This is a genomic window from Pseudomonas sp. JS3066, from assembly GCF_036328175.1.
In the GTDB taxonomy this organism is placed as follows: Bacteria; Pseudomonadota; Gammaproteobacteria; order Pseudomonadales; family Pseudomonadaceae; genus Metapseudomonas.
On sequence record NZ_CP143312.1, the window covers coordinates 3,294,544 to 3,311,635 of the forward strand.

Consider the following 17,092-nt stretch of genomic DNA (forward strand, 5'->3'; position numbering starts at 1 on the left):
CTCCTTCTATTGAGGAATCCGCATGCCCGATGGACAGAGACGGTACCGGCCGGGGAACCCTGGCCGGTGGAGTGCCACGGCGAACGCCGCGCCAGCACAAGGTAGCCGAGGGCAGGCAGACCTTCAAGGCTTTACCAGGCCACCTCGGCAGTCCTGACTTCAGCCACCCAGTTGATGAAGGTGCTGGCCGCGCCGGTCACGGTAATGGCCAGGCAGCCCGTCGTGGTGTCAGCCGTAAGCGCGACCGCCCAGGCCGCAGCGCCGCCGTCCTGCCCCAGCAACGTGACCGTGGGCGTCCCCACCAACGCCGCAGTGCCGGCGGAGCCATCGCGCTTGATCGCACCCTTGATCTCCCACATGGATGTCACGCTGCCCGAGTTGGCCCGCGCCGAGATCAGCCCGCTGAACGCGTAAGCACTGTTGTTCGGCGGCGTGATCTGGAACTGCGCTGTGGTGCTCGATCCATCCGCACTGAGTCGCGCCGGCGTGGCGTTAGAGGTCTGCCGGCGCAGCACATATTCCGCGCGCTGAGCATCACCACGACTGGAGAACATCCCGGCTGCGTAGGCGGCCGCGCCGCGAATGGCCCGGGTGGACGCATCGATGCCGGCGGCCATGGAGCCTGCGCCATCGGCCAGGCTGTTATGGCCCCCGGGCACGCAGGCATGCACGCCGCTGGCGGTGTTCTGCTGGCCGCCGAGTACCGCAGAATAGTTGCTGGAGGCGGTGTTCTGGTAGCCGCCGACCACTACCGTATTCAGCGCACTGGACGTGTTGTACGCGCCGCCGCCAATAAAGGAATCGGCACCCGAGGCCACCTGAGTCGCATCGAAGCGGCTGCGCTGGAAGTCGACCGCGCGGTCACCGCGCTTGTTGCCGCCCGAAGCCGCATTGTTCGGCACGGACGCCAGCAGGGCGCCTGTGCCCTTCGGCACAATGGCCAAGTCGCCATTGGTTTCCGTGATGGTGACGGAGAGGGAGACGACCGGAACCGTGGCATTCGGCGCAGCAGTGACCTTCGACTCGGTCAGGTTGGTGAGACCACCGCCGCCGCTGGCCCCGTTGTCGAACTCCAGCAGCAGGGCATCGCCATCGGTGAACGCGCCACCGTCCGCGATCAGGGTCACCCCCAGCTTCACATAGCCCGACGCGGCGGTGATCGAGGTGAACTTCCACAGCTGCCAGGTGTTCGCATCGGCCGCCTTCTGGATGAGCAGGAAGCCGTTCGGCGACAGCTGGCCCCACAGGGTGGTCATGCTCACCGCATCGGCGGTCAGGTCGTCGATGAACAGCTGCGTGGCACTGGCCTGGGTCGCGTGGTTCCACTTCATCAGCCCGGCGCCCGGGTCGCTGTCGGCGGTGCTGCCGGTCTCGCAGGTGTATTGCAGGGCAGGTGCCACGCCGCCCGCCCCACCGCCGGAAATGGTGACGGTGGCCACGCCACCGACATCAGTCACGGAGACGCCGGCGCCGACGAAGTTGATTGCCGTGGGTGCAGCGACGACGGTCGAGCCTTCGTCCTGCACCGGGGTTGAGCCTGCACCGGCCACCAGTTCCCAGTTGGCGCCGTCGAAGCCGTACTCCTTGGGCAGACCATTGCCGTCCAACTCATCGCTGACCCGCATCGTCCAGCCGGTGCGCGGCACAATGAACTGCCAGACCCCGGCCGAGGTGCGCCAGTACGCCAGCTGGGTGGCCTTGCCGCTCCAGGCGCCGGTCGGGCTGGCGGCGACAATGTAGGCATCGCCGTCGGCAAGCGTCCCGCCGGGTGGCGCAGTGAGATCCTTGTCCTTGACCGTGGCGTCCAGCAACTGGTCGATGATCGACCAGTCTCCATTGACAACCAGGTGCTGCCCAGCATTGTTGGAGAGGTCGGTCAGGCCGGTCTTGGGTGTCGTCGTCACAGGGTTACCTCCAGCGGCAAGCCGCGTCCGACGACGCTGCTCAGCTGATAGATGCGAAGGGAGATGGCAGGCTGCGCAGAGCCGAAGTCGGCGTTCTGCTCGGATGCGGTGTAGGTGGCGGCCGGCGAGGTGGTGCTGATGGTGCGCTTGACCGTCGCGCCGGACATCACGTCGATCTGGTAGGACTCGCTGGTCTCGCCCACTGGAGCGGGCACCCCGGTCGCCCACCAGCTGGAACTGAGGCGCGAGCGCCGCGTCCAGCTGAAGGCCAGGTCGCCGATGGCATTGCGATTGCCGACCGGGTAGGTCGGCGACAGCGGTCGCAGGTTCACGCCCTGGTAGGTGAACGGCTGATCAGCGGCAGAATCCAGGCTGGCGCCACTGGTCACGGCGCGATAGGTGCGCGCCAGGCCCAGGGTCTCCACCGCGGCGCCGATGAAGATGTTGTCCGGGTCGGCCAGCAGCACGAAGAAGTCGCCGGCCTGGTGCAGGCCGGTCGCCCACTCGGTGCCCTTGTCGCCGCGCACGAGCCCCGAGAGCTGGTAGGAACCGTCCGCCTGCAGGCTGGCGGCCTGGAAGCGGATAATCTCCCAGCGCCCATCCACGCCATAGGCCGCGTAGTTGGCACCGGCGATCATCTGTTCGAGGGTGATGCTCTCCAACTCACCGGCCAACAGGTCGACGGCCAGAACGCTGCCCTGATCCACCAGCGCACAGCTGTTGGCGCCGAGCGCGTTGCGCGCGTAGCCAATGGTCGCCTTGCCGGCATAGCCCTGCACTTCCGCGTAGGTTTGGCCGTTGTCCGGCGAAATGAACAGCACCGCGCCCGGCCAGCCATTGGTGAAGCCCAGCGCCGCAGTGACGAAGCCAGGCTCGTTCTGCTCGGTGTCGCTGACCACCGGAAGGTCGGCCGGAATCCACAGCGTGGGGCCCGGCATGGGAATCGTCCCGGGCGGCGCCACGCCCTCCCCGCCCTTGGCGTTGCTGGTGTAGAGCGCCGCGCGGTTGGGCTTCGCTTCCCACTCGGCACGTCCGGAAGGCGTGTAATTCCCCTCGGTGAGACGCAACTCGTAGGTTGCCCAGGGCGCCTCGACGGTCACCACATCAGCAGGCTCCAGCGCCAGGTAGATCGGCGGCAAGCTGAATTTGGCCGGGGTGCGCTCCAACCAGGGCAGGTTCTGCAGCACATCAGCGACACCCGCCGCCTCGTCCGCTGTCAGGACCAGCGCCAACTCCTTGTCCACCCGGTTGATGGCCGGTGTGTTGTCGCGTGCCGCCGATTGTTCGGCGATGGCGTACTCGCGAGCCGCGTCGAGGTACTTGATGCTGGTCCGCGCCGGCAGCTGGGTATCCATCTCCCTTGGTTCCTGAAGCAGAGGGCCAGGGGTGTCACCATCGGTCGCGCCGAGGTCCTGCCACGGAATGGTCATTACCGAGGCCTGGCCACGCGGCACACACTTCAGCTGATAGCCAGACTGAATGATGTCGAATGGGTAGGCTCCCTGGAGTGGCTCCAGCGCACTGCGGATGCTGCCGCCGGAGACCCGATAACCACGTACTTCCGCCGTCAGCAGTGAGGTATCGACGTCTGCCGCCCCGAGCAAACTCGACAAGGCGATCTCCTGCTCGACGATGGCCGCCAGCGGCGTCAGTTCGGGCATGACCTGCGGCGAACGGATGAACGTGTAGAAGCGGGCCGCCGAAGCCACGTAGATGATGCTGTCCCGCTCGTAGATCGCCGGGAACGTGAAGAAGCCGGCCGAGCTGATGGCGCCCGACAGGGTTTCCTCGAACTGCAGGCCGGCCGCGCTGATCGAGTAGCGATGCAGGGCGCCCCCCGCGCCATCGACCTGATAGAGGTCCTGGAGGTCGTTCGACAGGCACGCGGCCACGTAACCAAAGGTGCGCGTCCGACCCCAGCAAATGCCCACATGCGCCGAAATGGGGCTCAGCACAGGGCCGCTCGATACCACATCGAAGCTGGTATCAAGGATGTAGTACTTGGCGGTGGTGATGCTGGTGTTGATATCCAGGCTGTCGTCGCACAGCCCGAGGATGATGTGCGCACCATCGCTGGTGACCGTGCAGCCGACCACCTTCTTGTTGGTCTTGTCAGCAGGCGGGATATTCAGGACGACGCCGGTCTCCAGCAGCGACCCCGGCACCCGCACCCCGATGTCGACGCCATCGACATAGGTCAGGTTGGTGCGCCTGACGAACAGGTACAGCCCGTTCGACAGGCCGCCCACGTAGGAGGTCGTGCCCGATGAAGCCGGCAACTGGTTCTCAATCTGGGTGGCGCCGGTGAACGTCGCATTCCCCGACAAATTGTGGACGTAGCCATTCCCGGCATCGCTGATGAAGGTGGCGCCATCGGCGTTGTAGATGTACTGGGTGCCGCCGTAGGTCTGCCCGGACGCAGCATCCACCGCGCCACGCAGCCCATTGAAGTCGGACTGCGTGACCACCTCGACCTTGAACTGCGCACCCTGCAGGCTGTTGCCGAAGTCCGCCAGCTGGAAGTCGTAGAAGGCGATGTAGGCCTCGCCGCGGTAAGCCGGGGCATTGCCCACCCCGACATCCGCCTCGTAGCGCGGATCCGGAAGCTGGTCGTCGGTGCCGCGGTAGAGCTTCCAGCCAGTCGCCGCCTGGTTGCTGGCGATGATGGTTTCCAGGTCATCGCTGCCGGCGTTGTAGATCAGCTTGTCCTGACACCACATACGCCGGATGCCGGCGATTTCACCCTCGCCCAGCGACAGGAAGAATGTTGCGCTGTAGGTGTAGGTCTTGACCGTGGAGACCGAGCCGCCGCCCTTGCCGCCCTGCTTCTTCTTGCGAACGGTTTCCTTGAGCTCGCCATTCTCCAGCCAGGTGGCGTTGCCGTGGGCGCTGATGGTTCCGTAATAGCGGGTGAGGATTGTCCCGTAGGTGCTGGTCTGGACGGACTTATCACCCAGGCGAGGGCCATAGACAGTAGGCCCCTTGGGCGGGTCGAGGTAGCCGCCAGCCGCCATACCGATCTGGAAGCCAAGCGCAGCACCACCAGCAAGCGACAGGCCGCCCGTGGGTGCGGCGAGAACCCCACCGATGACCGCGCCAAGGCCGCCGCCCAGGATCTGACCTGTACTCATTGCAGGCCCTCAAAGCGGTAGACGCGGACGATGCGAGCGCCCCAGAGCTCGTCGAGGCGGTGGATGGCCACCTTCCTGTGTTCGGAACTGCCGTGGCCGATGTAGGGATGGCCATCTATCAGGCCGAGGTAGATGGCAATGTGCTGCGGGTCGCGGGCCATCCGCATGCACAAAACGTCGGCGCGCTGCAGTTCGGTATTGGGAACTCGGCGCAGAGAAGGCTGGCAGTCGAGGATGCGCTCGAGTTGGCCGTCGAACGGGTTGCGCGGGTAGCCCATCTCGTCGTGGTACGGCAGCCCCAGGCGCTGGAAGCAGTGCACCAGCACGCCGGCACAATCCAGGCCAAGGCCAGGCACGCGACCCTGATGTCGGAAGGGCGTCCCTTCCACCTCGCGGACGGCGCCGATAACGTCGTCCCGGGTCATGCGCCTCTCCCAATCTGGCCGTACTGCGAGGGCGCCGGCACATGGGGATGGCCGCCGAAGTTGCGCATGTTCGCCCAGAACAAGCAGTCCTCCGGGCGCTTGCGGCAGCCGGGGATCATTTCGTACTGGTCGCCAATCGCCGGCATATAGAAGAGGGCTTCCTGCAGCTGGATCACGCCGCCAGCGGTGAAGGCCTTGACCGCGATCGGCTTCAGGCCGGCGTTCGGCCCTGTCAGGAAACGAATGGAACCGGTGGCGAAGTAATCGGCCGCCTCAACGCGCCCGCTGTCGGCGAAGTAGTACTGGTCGGTAACGCTGGTGAGCGTGCCGGTGACCTTGAAGTCGGCCAGGGCTGGGCCATCAGGATTCGAGCGCGGCCCCGTGCAGCGACTCTGACTGGCCGGCACAACGTGCCCATCCAAGGTTTCGTCGAACAGCGTGTAGGGACAGGTCGGTCCGTAGCTACGACCCTGCGACTGCGACAGCACATCGATACCCGACATCAGCTGCACCGAGTACTGCTCGTCGGTGGTCTCCACCTTGCCGAAGAAGAACATCCCCAGCGGTTCTTCGTCCTCGATCGACAGGTCCTTCTTCCAACTGGTTGCGAAGAGGTAGACGCGGGCGTTGTCGTAAACCCCGGCCATCAGGTCGTCGCGGTCGATGGCGCCCTGCTGGACAACCCCTTTGAGGTCGATGGAGGAGCTGGCGAAGGTGCTGGACGCGCCAAAGCCAGAGAATTCGTACCCGTGCTCAGCCAAGTAGACCTCGCCGTTACTCATCTTGAGGCCAGTCGGCTGGGCAGTCAGACGGATCACGGGCGAATCATTGGCTGGCTCAATCCGGACGCAGTAAACCCGCGTCCGCCAGTCGGCGACGTGTGCTTTCATGGAATCAGAGCTCGAGCATTTCGATCAGCTGCAGGCCGGAGGTCTCGCGAATCGCGCCCTCCAGGGCAGTGACCGGGAAGGCCGAATCGAAGTAGCAGGGAATGTCGAACTCACAGCCACCAGTGAGGACGTCGGCGCCGGCGTTGAGCGCGCGCGTCTGCACCGAGCCACCGCTCGTGTAGGTGCTGAACGCCGTGGAGTTGATAGCCAACGTGATGGTGCTGGCGCCGATGGCGACGATCAGGGCGCGCAGGCCATTAATCTGGGTCATGCCGACCACGCCACTGATGACCACTGACTCACCCACCAGGAATGTATGGCTGCCCACAGTGGCCACGGCTTGGGCGGCCTTGGTGATCGCAGTGATGGTGCGGCTCTTGTTCGCGGCTTCGGTGATCTGGCCGGTGGTGTTGCTGGCCGACCACTGCGCGGCGGGGAGGGCCTGACCCTGGATGCCAACGGCGATTTTGCTGGCCACCGGTTTGTACAGCGGACGCTTCGGTCGGCCCAGTTCCGCCAGCGCGAGGCCGTCACGGCCGTACTCCTTGACCAACTGATACACCCCGGCACTGATCAGAGTCAGCACGCAATCGGTGTGGCTGTAGGCAGACTTGCCGTCGACGGCCGTGGTGAAGTCGTCGTGGGCCTTCACCCGGAACCCGGCATACTCACCCCACACCCGGTAGTAGAGCGACGCCACGCTGGTGGCCAGGGCCTTGTCCTTGAGGATGTAGCTGATGTCGAAGGTCCGGCGCATCAGCGGGTTCTTCAGCGACCGATAGTCGCCGCCACCTGCCGTGGGCACCTTATTGACGAAGAAGCGGTCGTCCCACTGCGCGCCGACACGGACGCAGACGGGCAGGCGGTCTTCGAGGAAAGGCTTGCTCATGCTGCCCTCCCCGACCCGACTACCAGGCGATTTAGGTCACGCAGAGTAGCAATACGCGACTGGCGCGCTTCTCGCTCAGTGGTGACGTTCGGGTAATAGAAGCTGGCGTTGACCGTCTGGTTGCTACCCCCTGGAATCACGCTGCCGCTGTTGCCCGGGATCATGTACTGCCGGCCGTTGGCGCGGAACACCTCGGGGACGTTGTTCTCGCCGACTTCGTAGAGGCGACCGCGCATCACCGGACCACCCACCGCGCGCCCGGCGACGAAGTTGGAAAGGTCCATCGAGTAGCCCGCCTGGCTGGCGCCCGCCGACAAGGAAGCCGATGCGCTACCGGAACCGCCGAACCAGCCGGCCACGGCGGCAATGCCTTGCTTTATCCATCCATCCCCCTCGCCGCCGGCGGCGCTCCCGAACAGCGCATTGGTCAATTGAGCAGCCGCGGCCTCGGCGGCCATGCGCTGGATCAGATTGCCCCAGCTGTTGAGGAAGCCTTCGAAGGTGGTTGTTTCGATGTTCATGAAGGTGTCGGCCATGGACGACTGGATGTTCTGCGCGGCGGACTTCCAGGCTTCGGAAATCTCGTCGGTGGTATCGCCTGATTTCTTGCCGACGTTGTCCAGCTTGGTGTTCAGCTCCTCGTCCAGACGACCCATGGCCTCTTCCAGCTGAGCCCCACTGACACCGCCCTTGAGCAGCGCCTCGGTCTTCTGCTGGTACTCGGCCAGGGCTTTCTGCGGTTCGGTCCACAGCGACTCCAGCACCCGCTGGGCCTCCTTGGCGGCCTCGGTCTGGCGCTGCAATTGCTGCTCATTGCGCTCGTAGGCTTGCACCTGCTCCAGGGCGGCGGCCGCCGAAGCGAGCTGGGCATCGGTCGCGCCATCCAGGGCCAATTTGTAGAGAGTGGCTTCCTGCTTGCTCATGCCCAGCGTCGCGGCCTGCAGTTGGAGGCTCTGAATCTGCGAGTTGATTGCATCGGTCGACGCCTGCGTCGCCTTCGCCTGGTCTTCGGCTGCCTGAGAACTGCGCTCCAGCGCCTGGCGCACGATGCCTGCCGTGGCGGCCGCGCCCTCCCCAGCCTGGCGGTAGTCACCGCTCCAGAGCTTCTTGATCCGCTCGATGGCGGCCTCGGTGCTGTTGAGATAGTCCTCGCTACCCGCCTGGATCGTGGCCCAGGCTCCCTTGAAATCGCCCTGCGCAGCCGAGGTCAGCGCCGAGGCGACCGCGCCGATCGCGGCACCGGTAGTCTTGAAGGACGCGCTGATCACGATGCCGACCGTGGCCAATCCTTTGAGGGTGCCGCTGATCACGTCGGCGGCGGTGTTGGCGGTGTCGGTGTCCTTGGCCAGGTCGAGCATGAGGCCCGACAGGTCATTGAGCGACGGCAACAGGCCCTGGCTGATCTGGTTGGCGATGCCGCGCGAAGCGCCCTGCAGGGCGAACAGCGTGTCGTTGAACTGGCCAGCTTTGTCGGCGGCGTCCTGGTCGAACACCAGCCCGAGCTGGCGGGCATCGTCGGTCAGTTGGCGGATACCGTCGGAACCCTGATTCAGCAGGGGCAGCAGCGCGGTACCGCTTTTGCCGAACAGGTCCTGGGCGACAGCAGCCTTGTTGGCGCCGTCTTCGTACTGCGCCATCCGGTCAGCCACTTCCAACAGCAACGTATCGGTCGCCTTCAGTTTGCCGCCGGCGTCGGTCACGGACACGCCAATATCCGCGAAGGCCTGGGCCTGCTTCTTGCTGCCGGCAGCGGCCGCCGCGATGTTCTTGCTGAACTTCGCCATGGTCCCCGACAGCGCCTCCATGGCGATGCCTTCGTGCTCGGCGGCGTACTGCAGCGCGGTGAAACTCTCCACGCTGATACCGATAGCCATGGCCATATCGTTGGCGTTGTCGGCAATGTCGATGCTGGTCTTGATCCAGGCGGCGAAGGCGCCGGAAGCCAGCGCGCCGACGGCAGTGCCGATGGCATTGCCGATCTGGCTGCCAATCTTCTCCATCTTCGACAGTTGCTGCTCGGCGATGCGGTTGGCCTTGCCGAGGTCGGACTCCAGTCGGGCGGTGTTCGCCGACAGGTCGATCGTAAGCGTACCGAGAGCCATGGGGATTACCTGAAGAGGGCGTCAATGGCGGCGGAGTGCTCGGCCGGGTCGTCGAACTCCAGCGGCGGCATGGTGCCGGTCAGGAGCTCGTACTCGACCTGGTAGAAGGCCATCCATTCGACGTATTCGGGGGAGTCCATGCGCCGCTCCAGCTCGCGCACGGTCATGCCTAGGTCGCGGGCCAGCCGGAACCGGAAATACCGGTCCGGCCGGCACCTCAGTTTTTTGCCTGGTCCTCGACCGCCTTGGCGGCAAAGCCGTTGAGCACGGTGGCAGCGTCGGCCAGCAGGCCGATGGCTTCGGAAGACTTCTTCGACAGTTCAGCCACATCGTCCAGCGTGAACAGCGGGGCGCCTGAGGTGTCACTGATCGACATCGCGACCATCCGCACCTGCAGGTCACGCATCCCGGTGACCCGCTCCGGCGAACCAATCTCCAGCTTGCCCAGGCGGACGAAATCCGCTTCGATGATGGTGCGATCGCCCAGGCTCAGGGCGGTAAGGATCACCTCGCCCCCCCAAGCCTCGACCGGGACGGTTTCCTGCTTACGGTCGGTAGCGCCGAGGATCTGTTCGCGGCTCAGCATCATTTCACCTCGACCACTTCACCGGTGATAGTCACGGCCAGGGTGCCCGAGTTGGTGCCGTCTACGGCGCCGCTGTCGGAGAAGCTGCGCACGATGCCCTGCCAGAGCTTGCTGTAGCCGTTCTTCTTGACCAGGCGGAACCAGCGCGCCACCCCGTCGGCCTTGGCCTTCATCGCAGCAACCTGGAAGGCATCGTCCTCGACGTAGTGGAGGTCGGCCGACATGCCGCCGAAGTCCTGTAGGCCAAGCATCTTCTCCTTGGCGGTGCTGCACATGGTGGTGGTGTCGATCTCCGAGGCCTGGCCATCGAAGCCGCTGTAGGACTTGTGCTGGCAGGTTTCGATGAACGCCACCGGCGTGGCGGTACCAGCGCTGGCGTAGGTGGTGAAAGCGGTGGAGTCGATGTTCACCGTGATAGTGCCGGAGGCAGTCGCGGTGACGATGCCGCTCAGGCCGTTGATCTCCGTCATACCGACCACTGCTGCGAACTTCACCACATCACCCACCACACGACCATGGCTCGCGATACTCACCACAGCCTGGGCAGCCTTGGTGATCGCGGTGATGGTCAGCGGCGTCACGACGGCTGCCGAGTCTTCGATGTAGAAGTGAGTGCCCTGCGAGGACACGGCTTTGTTCTTGATGGCCATTGTGGGCTCTCCAATGAAAAAGCCCCGCAGGTGCGGGGCCAGGGGATGAAGGTGGGAATTAGGTGTCTTGCCAGATCGAGTAGTCGAGGACCACGTATTGCAGCTTGGTGTCTGGCTCGTAGAGGTCCTGATCGCCGTTGAAGACGACTTCGAACTGCGTCGAGTCCTCGACAGCGTCCTGCACCGCCTGGGCGACCTGCTTGGCTTCACCATAGCTACGGGCGAAGCAGAGCAGCTGCATGCGGGCATTGCGCAGCGAACCCTGGGTACTCATAGAGCCCTGGCGGGTGCCGGTGATCAACTGATAGGTCACATAGGGTGGCTGAGTGCCTTCCGGGGCGATCAGGGCCGCCACCTTCTGCTGCACCAAAGCGGTCAGTGGAGCATGTGCCAGCAGCGCGGCGCGTAGGTCGAGCTCAATCATGCGGCTTTCATCCCCATCTCGCGGGCCAGTTTCTCGGCTTCCTTCACCACCCGACGCTTCATGTATTCCTCGAACTTTTGCAGCGCCTCGTACTTCTTGGTCTCGAAAGCAGGGCGAAGGAATGGGCGCGCGGGCATGTTGCGGGTGCCGAACTCGAGCATGATCCAGTACCAGGGATCGTCCGGATTGCGGGCCGACAGAGGGGTCTTCTTGGTCCCGCGCTGCCCTGTAGCGCGGGCTCCCGCAGAGAAGGCTCTGATCTGTTTGTTGCCCATCGGCTTCACGCCGACGTAGACGCCCGCCCGATCTCTTCGGGAGCGGCGGACGGTGATGTTCTTCTTGACTGTGCCAGGCTTCCGGTACGGGTGAGGCGTCTGCAATACCGGCACCCGCGACAACGCATCCCGGCGGATCACCTGAGCGGCAGCGCGCAGGGCGCCCATCACCACCCGTTTCTCCAGCCTGGGCGTCAGTGCACGCAGGGTGCCTTTCAGTTCGGTCAGCCCTTCCAGGCGCGCCTGGCCCCAGTCATCAGCCATCGGTGGGGCCCTCTTTGGCTAGGATTTCCAGGGAGGCACCCAGTTCGTCTGAATTGATCAGGGTCTGGATATCGAACACCCGAGAACCGAACAAGACACGAGCCGACGAGGTAATGCCTTCGAGGTACCGGCAGCGGATCCTGTGAGTGGTTTCCCCGTGAACCTGCTGGGCGGCCAGTAGCTCTCTGCCGCTGATCGGCTCAACCGATGCCCAGACAGTGGCAATCTCGAGCCAGCTCTGACTTGGCTGGCCAAAATCGTCCGCGCCAAGTTGCCGAGCCTGAAAGGTGATTCGGTGGCGAAGCTTCCCGGCTCTCATATACCCAACCCGACGCGGTAGAAATGCAAAAGGCGCTCGACTGCCGGGTTGTCTGCGCGAATCGTTCCGACGATTTGACCCTCGCGGTTCTCGTAGAGGTCACCAACGATCAGCAGCAGCGCAGCGCGAATCGAAGCCGGCACCGACACATCTGCGCCTTGGCTGTCCTGCCAGGGCAATGGGCGGCCAAGGTACTGGGATGCATAGTCCTCGGCGGCATCACTCAGGCTTTGCAGCTGAGCGTCCTGGGCGGCGTCGTCTATCCGCAGGTGCGCCTTGATCTCGGTCAGCGTCAGCACGGCCATTGCTCGGCACCTCGTGGATCACCTTGGTTTCGTACACTTCGACGAATCGGCGCACTGGAGCAAGCTGTGCCTCATTCGCCTCGAATTCTTGACCTTTCTCTACACGCCCGAGTTGGTCGTGGAAAAAGGTTTTCAACGCTTTGGCTTTCATTCTTCACCCCTGGAGAGGTGGCGACCCGAAGGCCGCCATCCCTACTTAGGCCGCGGTGATCGGGCCGTACATGATCGCCGCCGGACGATCTACTGCCAGGCCCAGGCGTTCTTCGGCGCGAATGGTCACCAGGTTCTTGGTGAAGTCATCGTTCACGAAGCCCATCTCTACCACGGCGCCCTGGCGCTGGTAGATGGTGGCGCCGCCGCGCAGGCTGCCAATCAGGAACTGGCCGGCAGTCATGTTGGCCGAGAGCACCACATTCAGGCCGAACGGGTTCATGCCAGCGTTGGTTCCCGGGGCGCCGTACAGGTACGCACCGGTGCCAGCGCCTTCGCGCAGCAGTTCCATAACCGCCCAATCCGCCGGGTTGACGATGACGGTATCCACGACCTCGCCAACGGCCCAGCGGTTGTACTTGGCCTTGTTGATCGACTCGACCAGGTTGGCGCCGCTGGTGGCGGTGAAGGCAGTGAAGTTGCCCGCATCGGTCAGACCAGACAGGTTGGGCGAGGTGCCGTTGCCGTTCAGCAGCTGCTTGTCGATGCGCTGGTCCAGGCCGTCGCGCAGGCGGGTGTCGATGTAAGCGGCCACAGCGGGGGCATCGGCGAGAAGCTGGTTGGACACTTTGATCCAGTGAGCGACGGTCTCGATCACCACGTTGTACGGGGCGAAGGTGATGTCGGATTCCGGCTTGGCGGCGCCCTGGGCGACTTCGGCGGCGTCGTTGGTCCAGGCGGACTCACGCAGCGAGTTCACCGCGTTGCTGGCGACGTTGATGGTCGGGATCAGCTGGCGGATGGTCAGCGGCGCAAAGCTGCCGGCGATGATACCGGGGCGCTGGTCTGGGAAGGTGGTGGTGCTGTCGGCGACCACGGTGTTCTTCACCTCGAAACGCACCTGGTTCACGGTACGCGCGGCCAGAGCCTTGAACTGGTCGGACTTCACGAACTCCTGTCCAGCAGTGATGAAGGCGCCCGGGGCGGACGGGGCGCCCTGCTTTTGCGCCAGGTCAGCCAGTTCAGTCTGCAGGCCCTTGAACTGCTCGGCCAGCTTCTCGATTTCGCCGGTCAGTTCAGTACGGACTTGGCCAGTGGACTTAGCCAGCTCTGCGTTGTATTCGGCCATCTTGGCCTGGAGCTGATCCTGAACGCTTTTCAGGCCAGTCTCGATGACGCTCTTGAGTTCTTCGCTCATGGTTGTTTCCTCAAAGTTGCGGGAATTGGAAGTGCTGGAAGAGTCCCGCAATCTCTGCGGTTTTCAGTTCTGGCTCACGCTCGCCGCGAGCCAAGGACTTGATGCGCGCCACCAGCGTGACGGCGTCTGCCCGGCTGAACCCACCCGCATCGCGCAGGAAGGCCTCGATTTCTTTCAGGGATTGCGCTTGGTCTATGGCGGACTTCACGTCGCCAATCTGCGCCGCCAGGTCAGCAGGCGACTCAACGACGCTGATCTCGATCAGGTCGATTTCCTTCAGGTCGCGACGGCCATCGCCATGGTCATTGATCTGCACCGGGCGGAAGCCGATGGACAATCCCGTGACCGCACCGTGCTTCAGTGAGGCGTACACGTCCTGGGCCACCGAGTGACCAGGGGTCAGTTCGCCCTCGACGTAAAGACCTTGTTCATCTTCCTCGGTCTTCAACCATTTACCGATCACGGGCCCCCAGTGATTCCAGCGCAGCTGAATTGGGCGGCTCCGTTTTTTCAGGGTCTTCTTGTAGGCGCCGGGGAGGATGGTGTCACCGTAGCTGTCCACACCCCCGAACTTGGAGGCGTAGCCGGAAAAGAAGCCTGGCCGGGCCGCGTCGAACTTAACGTCGATGGCCTCAAGGTTGAGAGTCTTGCGTTCCATTGGGCACCTCTCGCACGGGCTTTTGGCCGGCGTTCTGAATGGGAATCATGGCGCCCTGCACCAGCAGCTGGTCGCCACCGGGCAGGGACTGACGACCCTCGCTGAGGCGCGCCTCATTGGGGGTCAACTGGCCAGAGTTGATGGCTTCGCGATTGGCCTGATAACGGCTCAGGGTGTCGGCGCGCAGGAGGCTATCGAAGTCGAACTCCGCTTCCAGGCGCTGCGCCTCGGCCTCGGTCACCAGCCAACGCAGAATCGACTCTTCAAACTTTTCCAGGTACGGGCGCAGGTTCAACTTGTAGAACGCGCTCAGGATTTCGTAGACGTTGGAACCCAACGACGATTGTCCGAAGGTCTGGTTGAGCAGGATCGACGGCACGCCGAAGAAGCGACCGATGTCCTCGATCTGGAAGCGCCGGGACTCCAGAAGCTCGACATCCTGCGGGGTCATGCTGACCTGCTGGTACTGCATCCCCGCTTCAAGCACGAACAACCGGTCTTCGTTGCCTTCCTCCAGTTCGGAGAAATTGGCCCTGACCTGGGCGCGCTGCTCCTTGGTCAAGGTCTTGTCGATGGTCAGCACGCCGGAGGGCTTGGCCCCGTTGCTGAAAATCTTGGTGACGCGGTTGTCGGCGGCGATGGCGATGCCGATGCTGTTGCGGGCATAGGCCAACGGCGATAACCCGATCACTCCATTGCCGAACAGCTTGACGTGCCAGATGTTCTCGGCGGCGTAGACCTTGACGTTTACCCCATCGGTGTACGCGTGGACCACGCTGCCATCGTCAAGCAACGTGGTTTCCACTTGGCTTGAGGACAGCGGCAACAGACCAACTATCCTGCTGCCGCTGCGCTGGATGATGGCGTAGGCGTTACCCGATATAGCTAGGTTCAACGCCATGCTTTCCCAGAACTCGACGCGGGTCTGGTAGCGGTTCGGGCGGCGGGTCAGAACGCGGTGCAGCGGGTGGTCACTGGCCACCTTGCGACCTTCGGCGTTGACTTCGTACAGGTTGAACGGCAGCGAGCCGATGGTCTCCGAAACGATCCGCACCGCCCCCCACACCGCCGAAATCTGCATGGCGCTGTCGAAGTTGACGGGGGCCGCCGACGCGGACGTGTAGCCGGCAGGCTGGGAGCTCTGCAACCCCGGGTTGCGCGCAGGGCCGCCCTGTCCGCTGAACCAACCACGGATCGTCTGGAATAGAGGCATCAAAGCACCACGGGATCAGAGAGGAAGGAGTCGAGGTCAAGCGGCTTCTCGTGGACCAGCGCCCGGCTAATCCCCATGAGCAGGGCCACCGGCCCGTCGATCTTGTTGGCCGCGGTTTCCTTGCGGGGGAATACGTTCTCGTTGGCATCAGGCTTCGCCACCACGTTGCCCATCATCCAGCCGAGGATGGGGTTGCCATCATGGTGGAAGCGGCCATTGAGGATGGCGCCGTTCAACTCCTTCATCGCCGGCGAGAAGCTGCGCGTGGTCTTCGGGATCTTCACCGGGGTGTAGCCGGCTTCCTCGAAGTCGCGGGCTATCTGGAAGGCGCCCCACTCATCGTGTGGTATCTCGGTCAGGGCGACGGTCTTGGCATCTGCCAACAGCTCGTCGCGCACCACGCCGAAGTTCACCTCGGCGCCGTCATGGCCGGTGAGCAGGCCCATGTTCAGCCACTTCTGGTAGCGCTCGATCACCTTGCGCTCCTTGCCGTACTGGATGGTTTCCTCCGGCAGGTAGAAGCGCGGGGCCACGCAGTAGTAATGCAGCTGATCGCCGATCACCCGGGAGAACAGGTTGATCCGCGCGCAGATGTCGGTCTTGCTCGCCAGGTCGAGGCACATGAAGCACTCGGCGCCCTGGAAGTCCTCCAGCGACAACGACGGGTCGGCGCAATCCTTCCAGGCCTCCATGTTGAAGTAGGCACTGCGGGCGGAAACCCAGATGTTGAGGTGCTTGGTCTTGAAGGTGTTCTGGAAGGCGGCGTTCTTCACCGCCTTCTGCTGCTGGCTCTGCAGGTAGTCGGCATAAACCGATACACCCATGTTCGGGTTGGCCTTGGCCAGCACCTTGGGGTCGGTCCAGTCGTCACCTTCGTCGATGGTCCAGATCCAGCCGAACAGCTCGTCGTCAGGGACCGTGCCTTCGAGCATGTCGATCACCCGGCGGCGCATCTCGTAGCACGGGCCTTCGATGTTGCTGCCGGCGGTGGTGATGACGAACATCAGCGGTTGGCGACGTGCTCCCATGCCGGTCAGCATGGTCTCGTAGAGCGCCGCGCTGTCATGCTCGTGGTACTCGTCGACGATCGCGCAGCTGGGCGAAGCGCCGTCGCCCGGGTTGCCGATGATTGGCTCGAAGCGACTACCGTCCTCGGGACGGTTCATGTTCGAAGCGTTCACCTGGATGCCAGCTGCTTCGATCAGCATTGGCGTGCGCTGGATCATCAGCTTGGCCGGGCGGAACACTTCCCAGGCCTGCTTCTCGGTGGTGGCCCCGCTGTAGACCTCGGCACCGAACTCGTCGTCGGCAACGAAACCGACAATGCCGACGCCGGCAGCCACCACAGACTTGCCGTTCTTGCGCGGGACCTCCCAGTAGCTCTCGCGGAAGCGGCGCTGAGCGGACTTCTTCCGTACCCAGCCGTAGGTCGCCGCGAGGCCGAATTTCTGCCAGGGCTCCAAGGACACCAGCTGCCGCTTGAAACCCCACTCGCCTTTGACGTGCGGCATCATCTGGATCAGCCGCAGCTTCTTCTCGGCCTTGGCCGGGTCGAACTTGAAACGGAACTTCGCCGACTTACTCGCCACCAGGTCATCGAGGTGACGCTGACAGCACAGCCTGACGTACCGACTGGCGAGCACCCGGCCGCGCACCACGTCGCGCGCGAAGCGATTCGCCGCCTCGACGTTGGGGTACTTGTAGGCCAT

At 63.9% G+C, this 17,092-nt stretch carries 17 protein-coding genes; all 17 read right to left on the reverse strand.

Annotation, left to right across the window (positions count from 1 at the left end; all coding sequences use genetic code 11):
* Positions 1-131: 131 nt before the first annotated feature.
* The gene (locus SA496_RS15485) at positions 132-1,904 is read right to left on the reverse strand and encodes a DUF2793 domain-containing protein (RefSeq protein ID WP_330114068.1); all 1,773 of its coding nucleotides are present in this window, start codon (positions 1,902-1,904) and stop codon (positions 132-134) included.
* On the reverse strand, positions 1,901-5,035 hold the full coding sequence (locus SA496_RS15490) for a phage tail protein (protein WP_330114069.1): 3,135 nt from the start codon (positions 5,033-5,035) through the stop codon (positions 1,901-1,903). The genes SA496_RS15485 and SA496_RS15490 overlap by 4 nt, the downstream gene beginning before the upstream one ends.
* Positions 5,032-5,460, reverse strand: a complete 429-nt coding sequence (locus tag SA496_RS15495; RefSeq protein WP_330114070.1) for an NlpC/P60 family protein — start codon at positions 5,458-5,460, stop codon at positions 5,032-5,034. The genes SA496_RS15490 and SA496_RS15495 overlap by 4 nt, the downstream gene beginning before the upstream one ends.
* Positions 5,457-6,350 carry a DUF2163 domain-containing protein gene (locus SA496_RS15500; protein WP_330114071.1) on the reverse strand — a complete coding sequence of 298 codons (894 nt, stop codon included), beginning with the start codon at positions 6,348-6,350 and terminating at the stop codon, positions 5,457-5,459. The genes SA496_RS15495 and SA496_RS15500 overlap by 4 nt, the downstream gene beginning before the upstream one ends.
* A 4-nt stretch (positions 6,351-6,354) precedes the next feature.
* On the reverse strand, positions 6,355-7,239 hold the full coding sequence (locus SA496_RS15505) for a DUF2460 domain-containing protein (RefSeq protein ID WP_330114072.1): 885 nt from the start codon (positions 7,237-7,239) through the stop codon (positions 6,355-6,357).
* Positions 7,236-9,341 carry a hypothetical protein gene (locus SA496_RS15510; RefSeq protein WP_330114073.1) on the reverse strand — a complete coding sequence of 702 codons (2,106 nt, stop codon included), beginning with the start codon at positions 9,339-9,341 and terminating at the stop codon, positions 7,236-7,238. Before SA496_RS15510 ends, SA496_RS15505 begins: the two co-directional genes overlap by 4 nt.
* Before the next feature lie 5 nt (positions 9,342-9,346).
* Positions 9,347-9,481 (reverse strand): hypothetical protein, encoded by a 135-nt coding sequence (locus SA496_RS15515; protein WP_330114074.1) that lies wholly within the window; start codon positions 9,479-9,481, stop codon positions 9,347-9,349.
* Positions 9,482-9,558: 77 nt separating this feature from the next.
* Complete coding sequence (locus SA496_RS15520) at positions 9,559-9,930, reverse strand: hypothetical protein (RefSeq protein ID WP_330114075.1); 372 nt, start codon at positions 9,928-9,930, stop codon at positions 9,559-9,561.
* Positions 9,927-10,577 (reverse strand): ubiquitin-activating E1 FCCH domain-containing protein, encoded by a 651-nt coding sequence (locus SA496_RS15525; protein ID WP_330114076.1) that lies wholly within the window; start codon positions 10,575-10,577, stop codon positions 9,927-9,929. The genes SA496_RS15520 and SA496_RS15525 overlap by 4 nt, the downstream gene beginning before the upstream one ends.
* Positions 10,578-10,635: 58 nt before the next feature.
* On the reverse strand, positions 10,636-11,001 hold the full coding sequence (locus SA496_RS15530; RefSeq protein ID WP_330114077.1) for a DUF3168 domain-containing protein: 366 nt from the start codon (positions 10,999-11,001) through the stop codon (positions 10,636-10,638).
* Complete coding sequence (locus SA496_RS15535; protein ID WP_330114078.1) at positions 10,998-11,540, reverse strand: HK97-gp10 family putative phage morphogenesis protein; 543 nt, start codon at positions 11,538-11,540, stop codon at positions 10,998-11,000. Before SA496_RS15535 ends, SA496_RS15530 begins: the two co-directional genes overlap by 4 nt.
* Complete coding sequence (locus tag SA496_RS29280; protein WP_442965062.1) at positions 11,533-11,859, reverse strand: phage head closure protein; 327 nt, start codon at positions 11,857-11,859, stop codon at positions 11,533-11,535. The genes SA496_RS15535 and SA496_RS29280 overlap by 8 nt, the downstream gene beginning before the upstream one ends.
* A complete protein-coding gene (locus SA496_RS15540) occupies positions 11,856-12,164 on the reverse strand; it encodes a head-tail connector protein (RefSeq protein ID WP_330114079.1) in 309 nt (102 codons plus the stop codon). Before SA496_RS15540 ends, SA496_RS29280 begins: the two co-directional genes overlap by 4 nt.
* A 196-nt stretch (positions 12,165-12,360) precedes the next feature.
* Positions 12,361-13,512, reverse strand: a complete 1,152-nt coding sequence (locus tag SA496_RS15545) for a phage major capsid protein (protein ID WP_330114080.1) — start codon at positions 13,510-13,512, stop codon at positions 12,361-12,363.
* 10 nt (positions 13,513-13,522) lie between these two features.
* On the reverse strand, positions 13,523-14,170 hold the full coding sequence (locus SA496_RS15550; protein ID WP_330114081.1) for an HK97 family phage prohead protease: 648 nt from the start codon (positions 14,168-14,170) through the stop codon (positions 13,523-13,525).
* A complete protein-coding gene (locus tag SA496_RS15555; RefSeq protein ID WP_330114082.1) occupies positions 14,145-15,383 on the reverse strand; it encodes a phage portal protein in 1,239 nt (412 codons plus the stop codon). Before SA496_RS15555 ends, SA496_RS15550 begins: the two co-directional genes overlap by 26 nt.
* Positions 15,383-17,092, reverse strand: coding sequence for a terminase large subunit (locus SA496_RS15560; protein WP_330114083.1), 1,710 nt, complete (start codon positions 17,090-17,092; stop codon positions 15,383-15,385). The genes SA496_RS15555 and SA496_RS15560 overlap by 1 nt, the downstream gene beginning before the upstream one ends.

Coding starts and splice junctions, on each gene's coding strand:
- SA496_RS15490 (WP_330114069.1), bottom strand. CDS start 5,035: ATGAGTACAGGTCAGATCCTGGGCGGCGGCCTTGGCGCGGTCATCGGT.
- SA496_RS15495 (WP_330114070.1), bottom strand. CDS start 5,460: ATGACCCGGGACGACGTTATCGGCGCCGTCCGCGAGGTGGAAGGGACG.
- SA496_RS15500 (WP_330114071.1), bottom strand. CDS start 6,350: ATGAAAGCACACGTCGCCGACTGGCGGACGCGGGTTTACTGCGTCCGG.
- SA496_RS15505 (WP_330114072.1), bottom strand. CDS start 7,239: ATGAGCAAGCCTTTCCTCGAAGACCGCCTGCCCGTCTGCGTCCGTGTC.
- SA496_RS15510 (WP_330114073.1), bottom strand. CDS start 9,341: ATGGCTCTCGGTACGCTTACGATCGACCTGTCGGCGAACACCGCCCGA.
- SA496_RS15515 (WP_330114074.1), bottom strand. CDS start 9,481: ATGGACTCCCCCGAATACGTCGAATGGATGGCCTTCTACCAGGTCGAG.
- SA496_RS15520 (WP_330114075.1), bottom strand. CDS start 9,930: ATGATGCTGAGCCGCGAACAGATCCTCGGCGCTACCGACCGTAAGCAG.
- SA496_RS15525 (WP_330114076.1), bottom strand. CDS start 10,577: ATGGCCATCAAGAACAAAGCCGTGTCCTCGCAGGGCACTCACTTCTAC.
- SA496_RS15530 (WP_330114077.1), bottom strand. CDS start 11,001: ATGATTGAGCTCGACCTACGCGCCGCGCTGCTGGCACATGCTCCACTG.
- SA496_RS15535 (WP_330114078.1), bottom strand. CDS start 11,540: ATGGCTGATGACTGGGGCCAGGCGCGCCTGGAAGGGCTGACCGAACTG.
- SA496_RS29280 (WP_442965062.1), bottom strand. CDS start 11,859: ATGAGAGCCGGGAAGCTTCGCCACCGAATCACCTTTCAGGCTCGGCAA.
- SA496_RS15540 (WP_330114079.1), bottom strand. CDS start 12,164: ATGGCCGTGCTGACGCTGACCGAGATCAAGGCGCACCTGCGGATAGAC.
- SA496_RS15545 (WP_330114080.1), bottom strand. CDS start 13,512: ATGAGCGAAGAACTCAAGAGCGTCATCGAGACTGGCCTGAAAAGCGTT.
- SA496_RS15550 (WP_330114081.1), bottom strand. CDS start 14,170: ATGGAACGCAAGACTCTCAACCTTGAGGCCATCGACGTTAAGTTCGAC.
- SA496_RS15555 (WP_330114082.1), bottom strand. CDS start 15,383: ATGCCTCTATTCCAGACGATCCGTGGTTGGTTCAGCGGACAGGGCGGC.
- SA496_RS15560 (WP_330114083.1), bottom strand. CDS start 17,092: ATGGCCTACAAGTACCCCAACGTCGAGGCGGCGAATCGCTTCGCGCGC.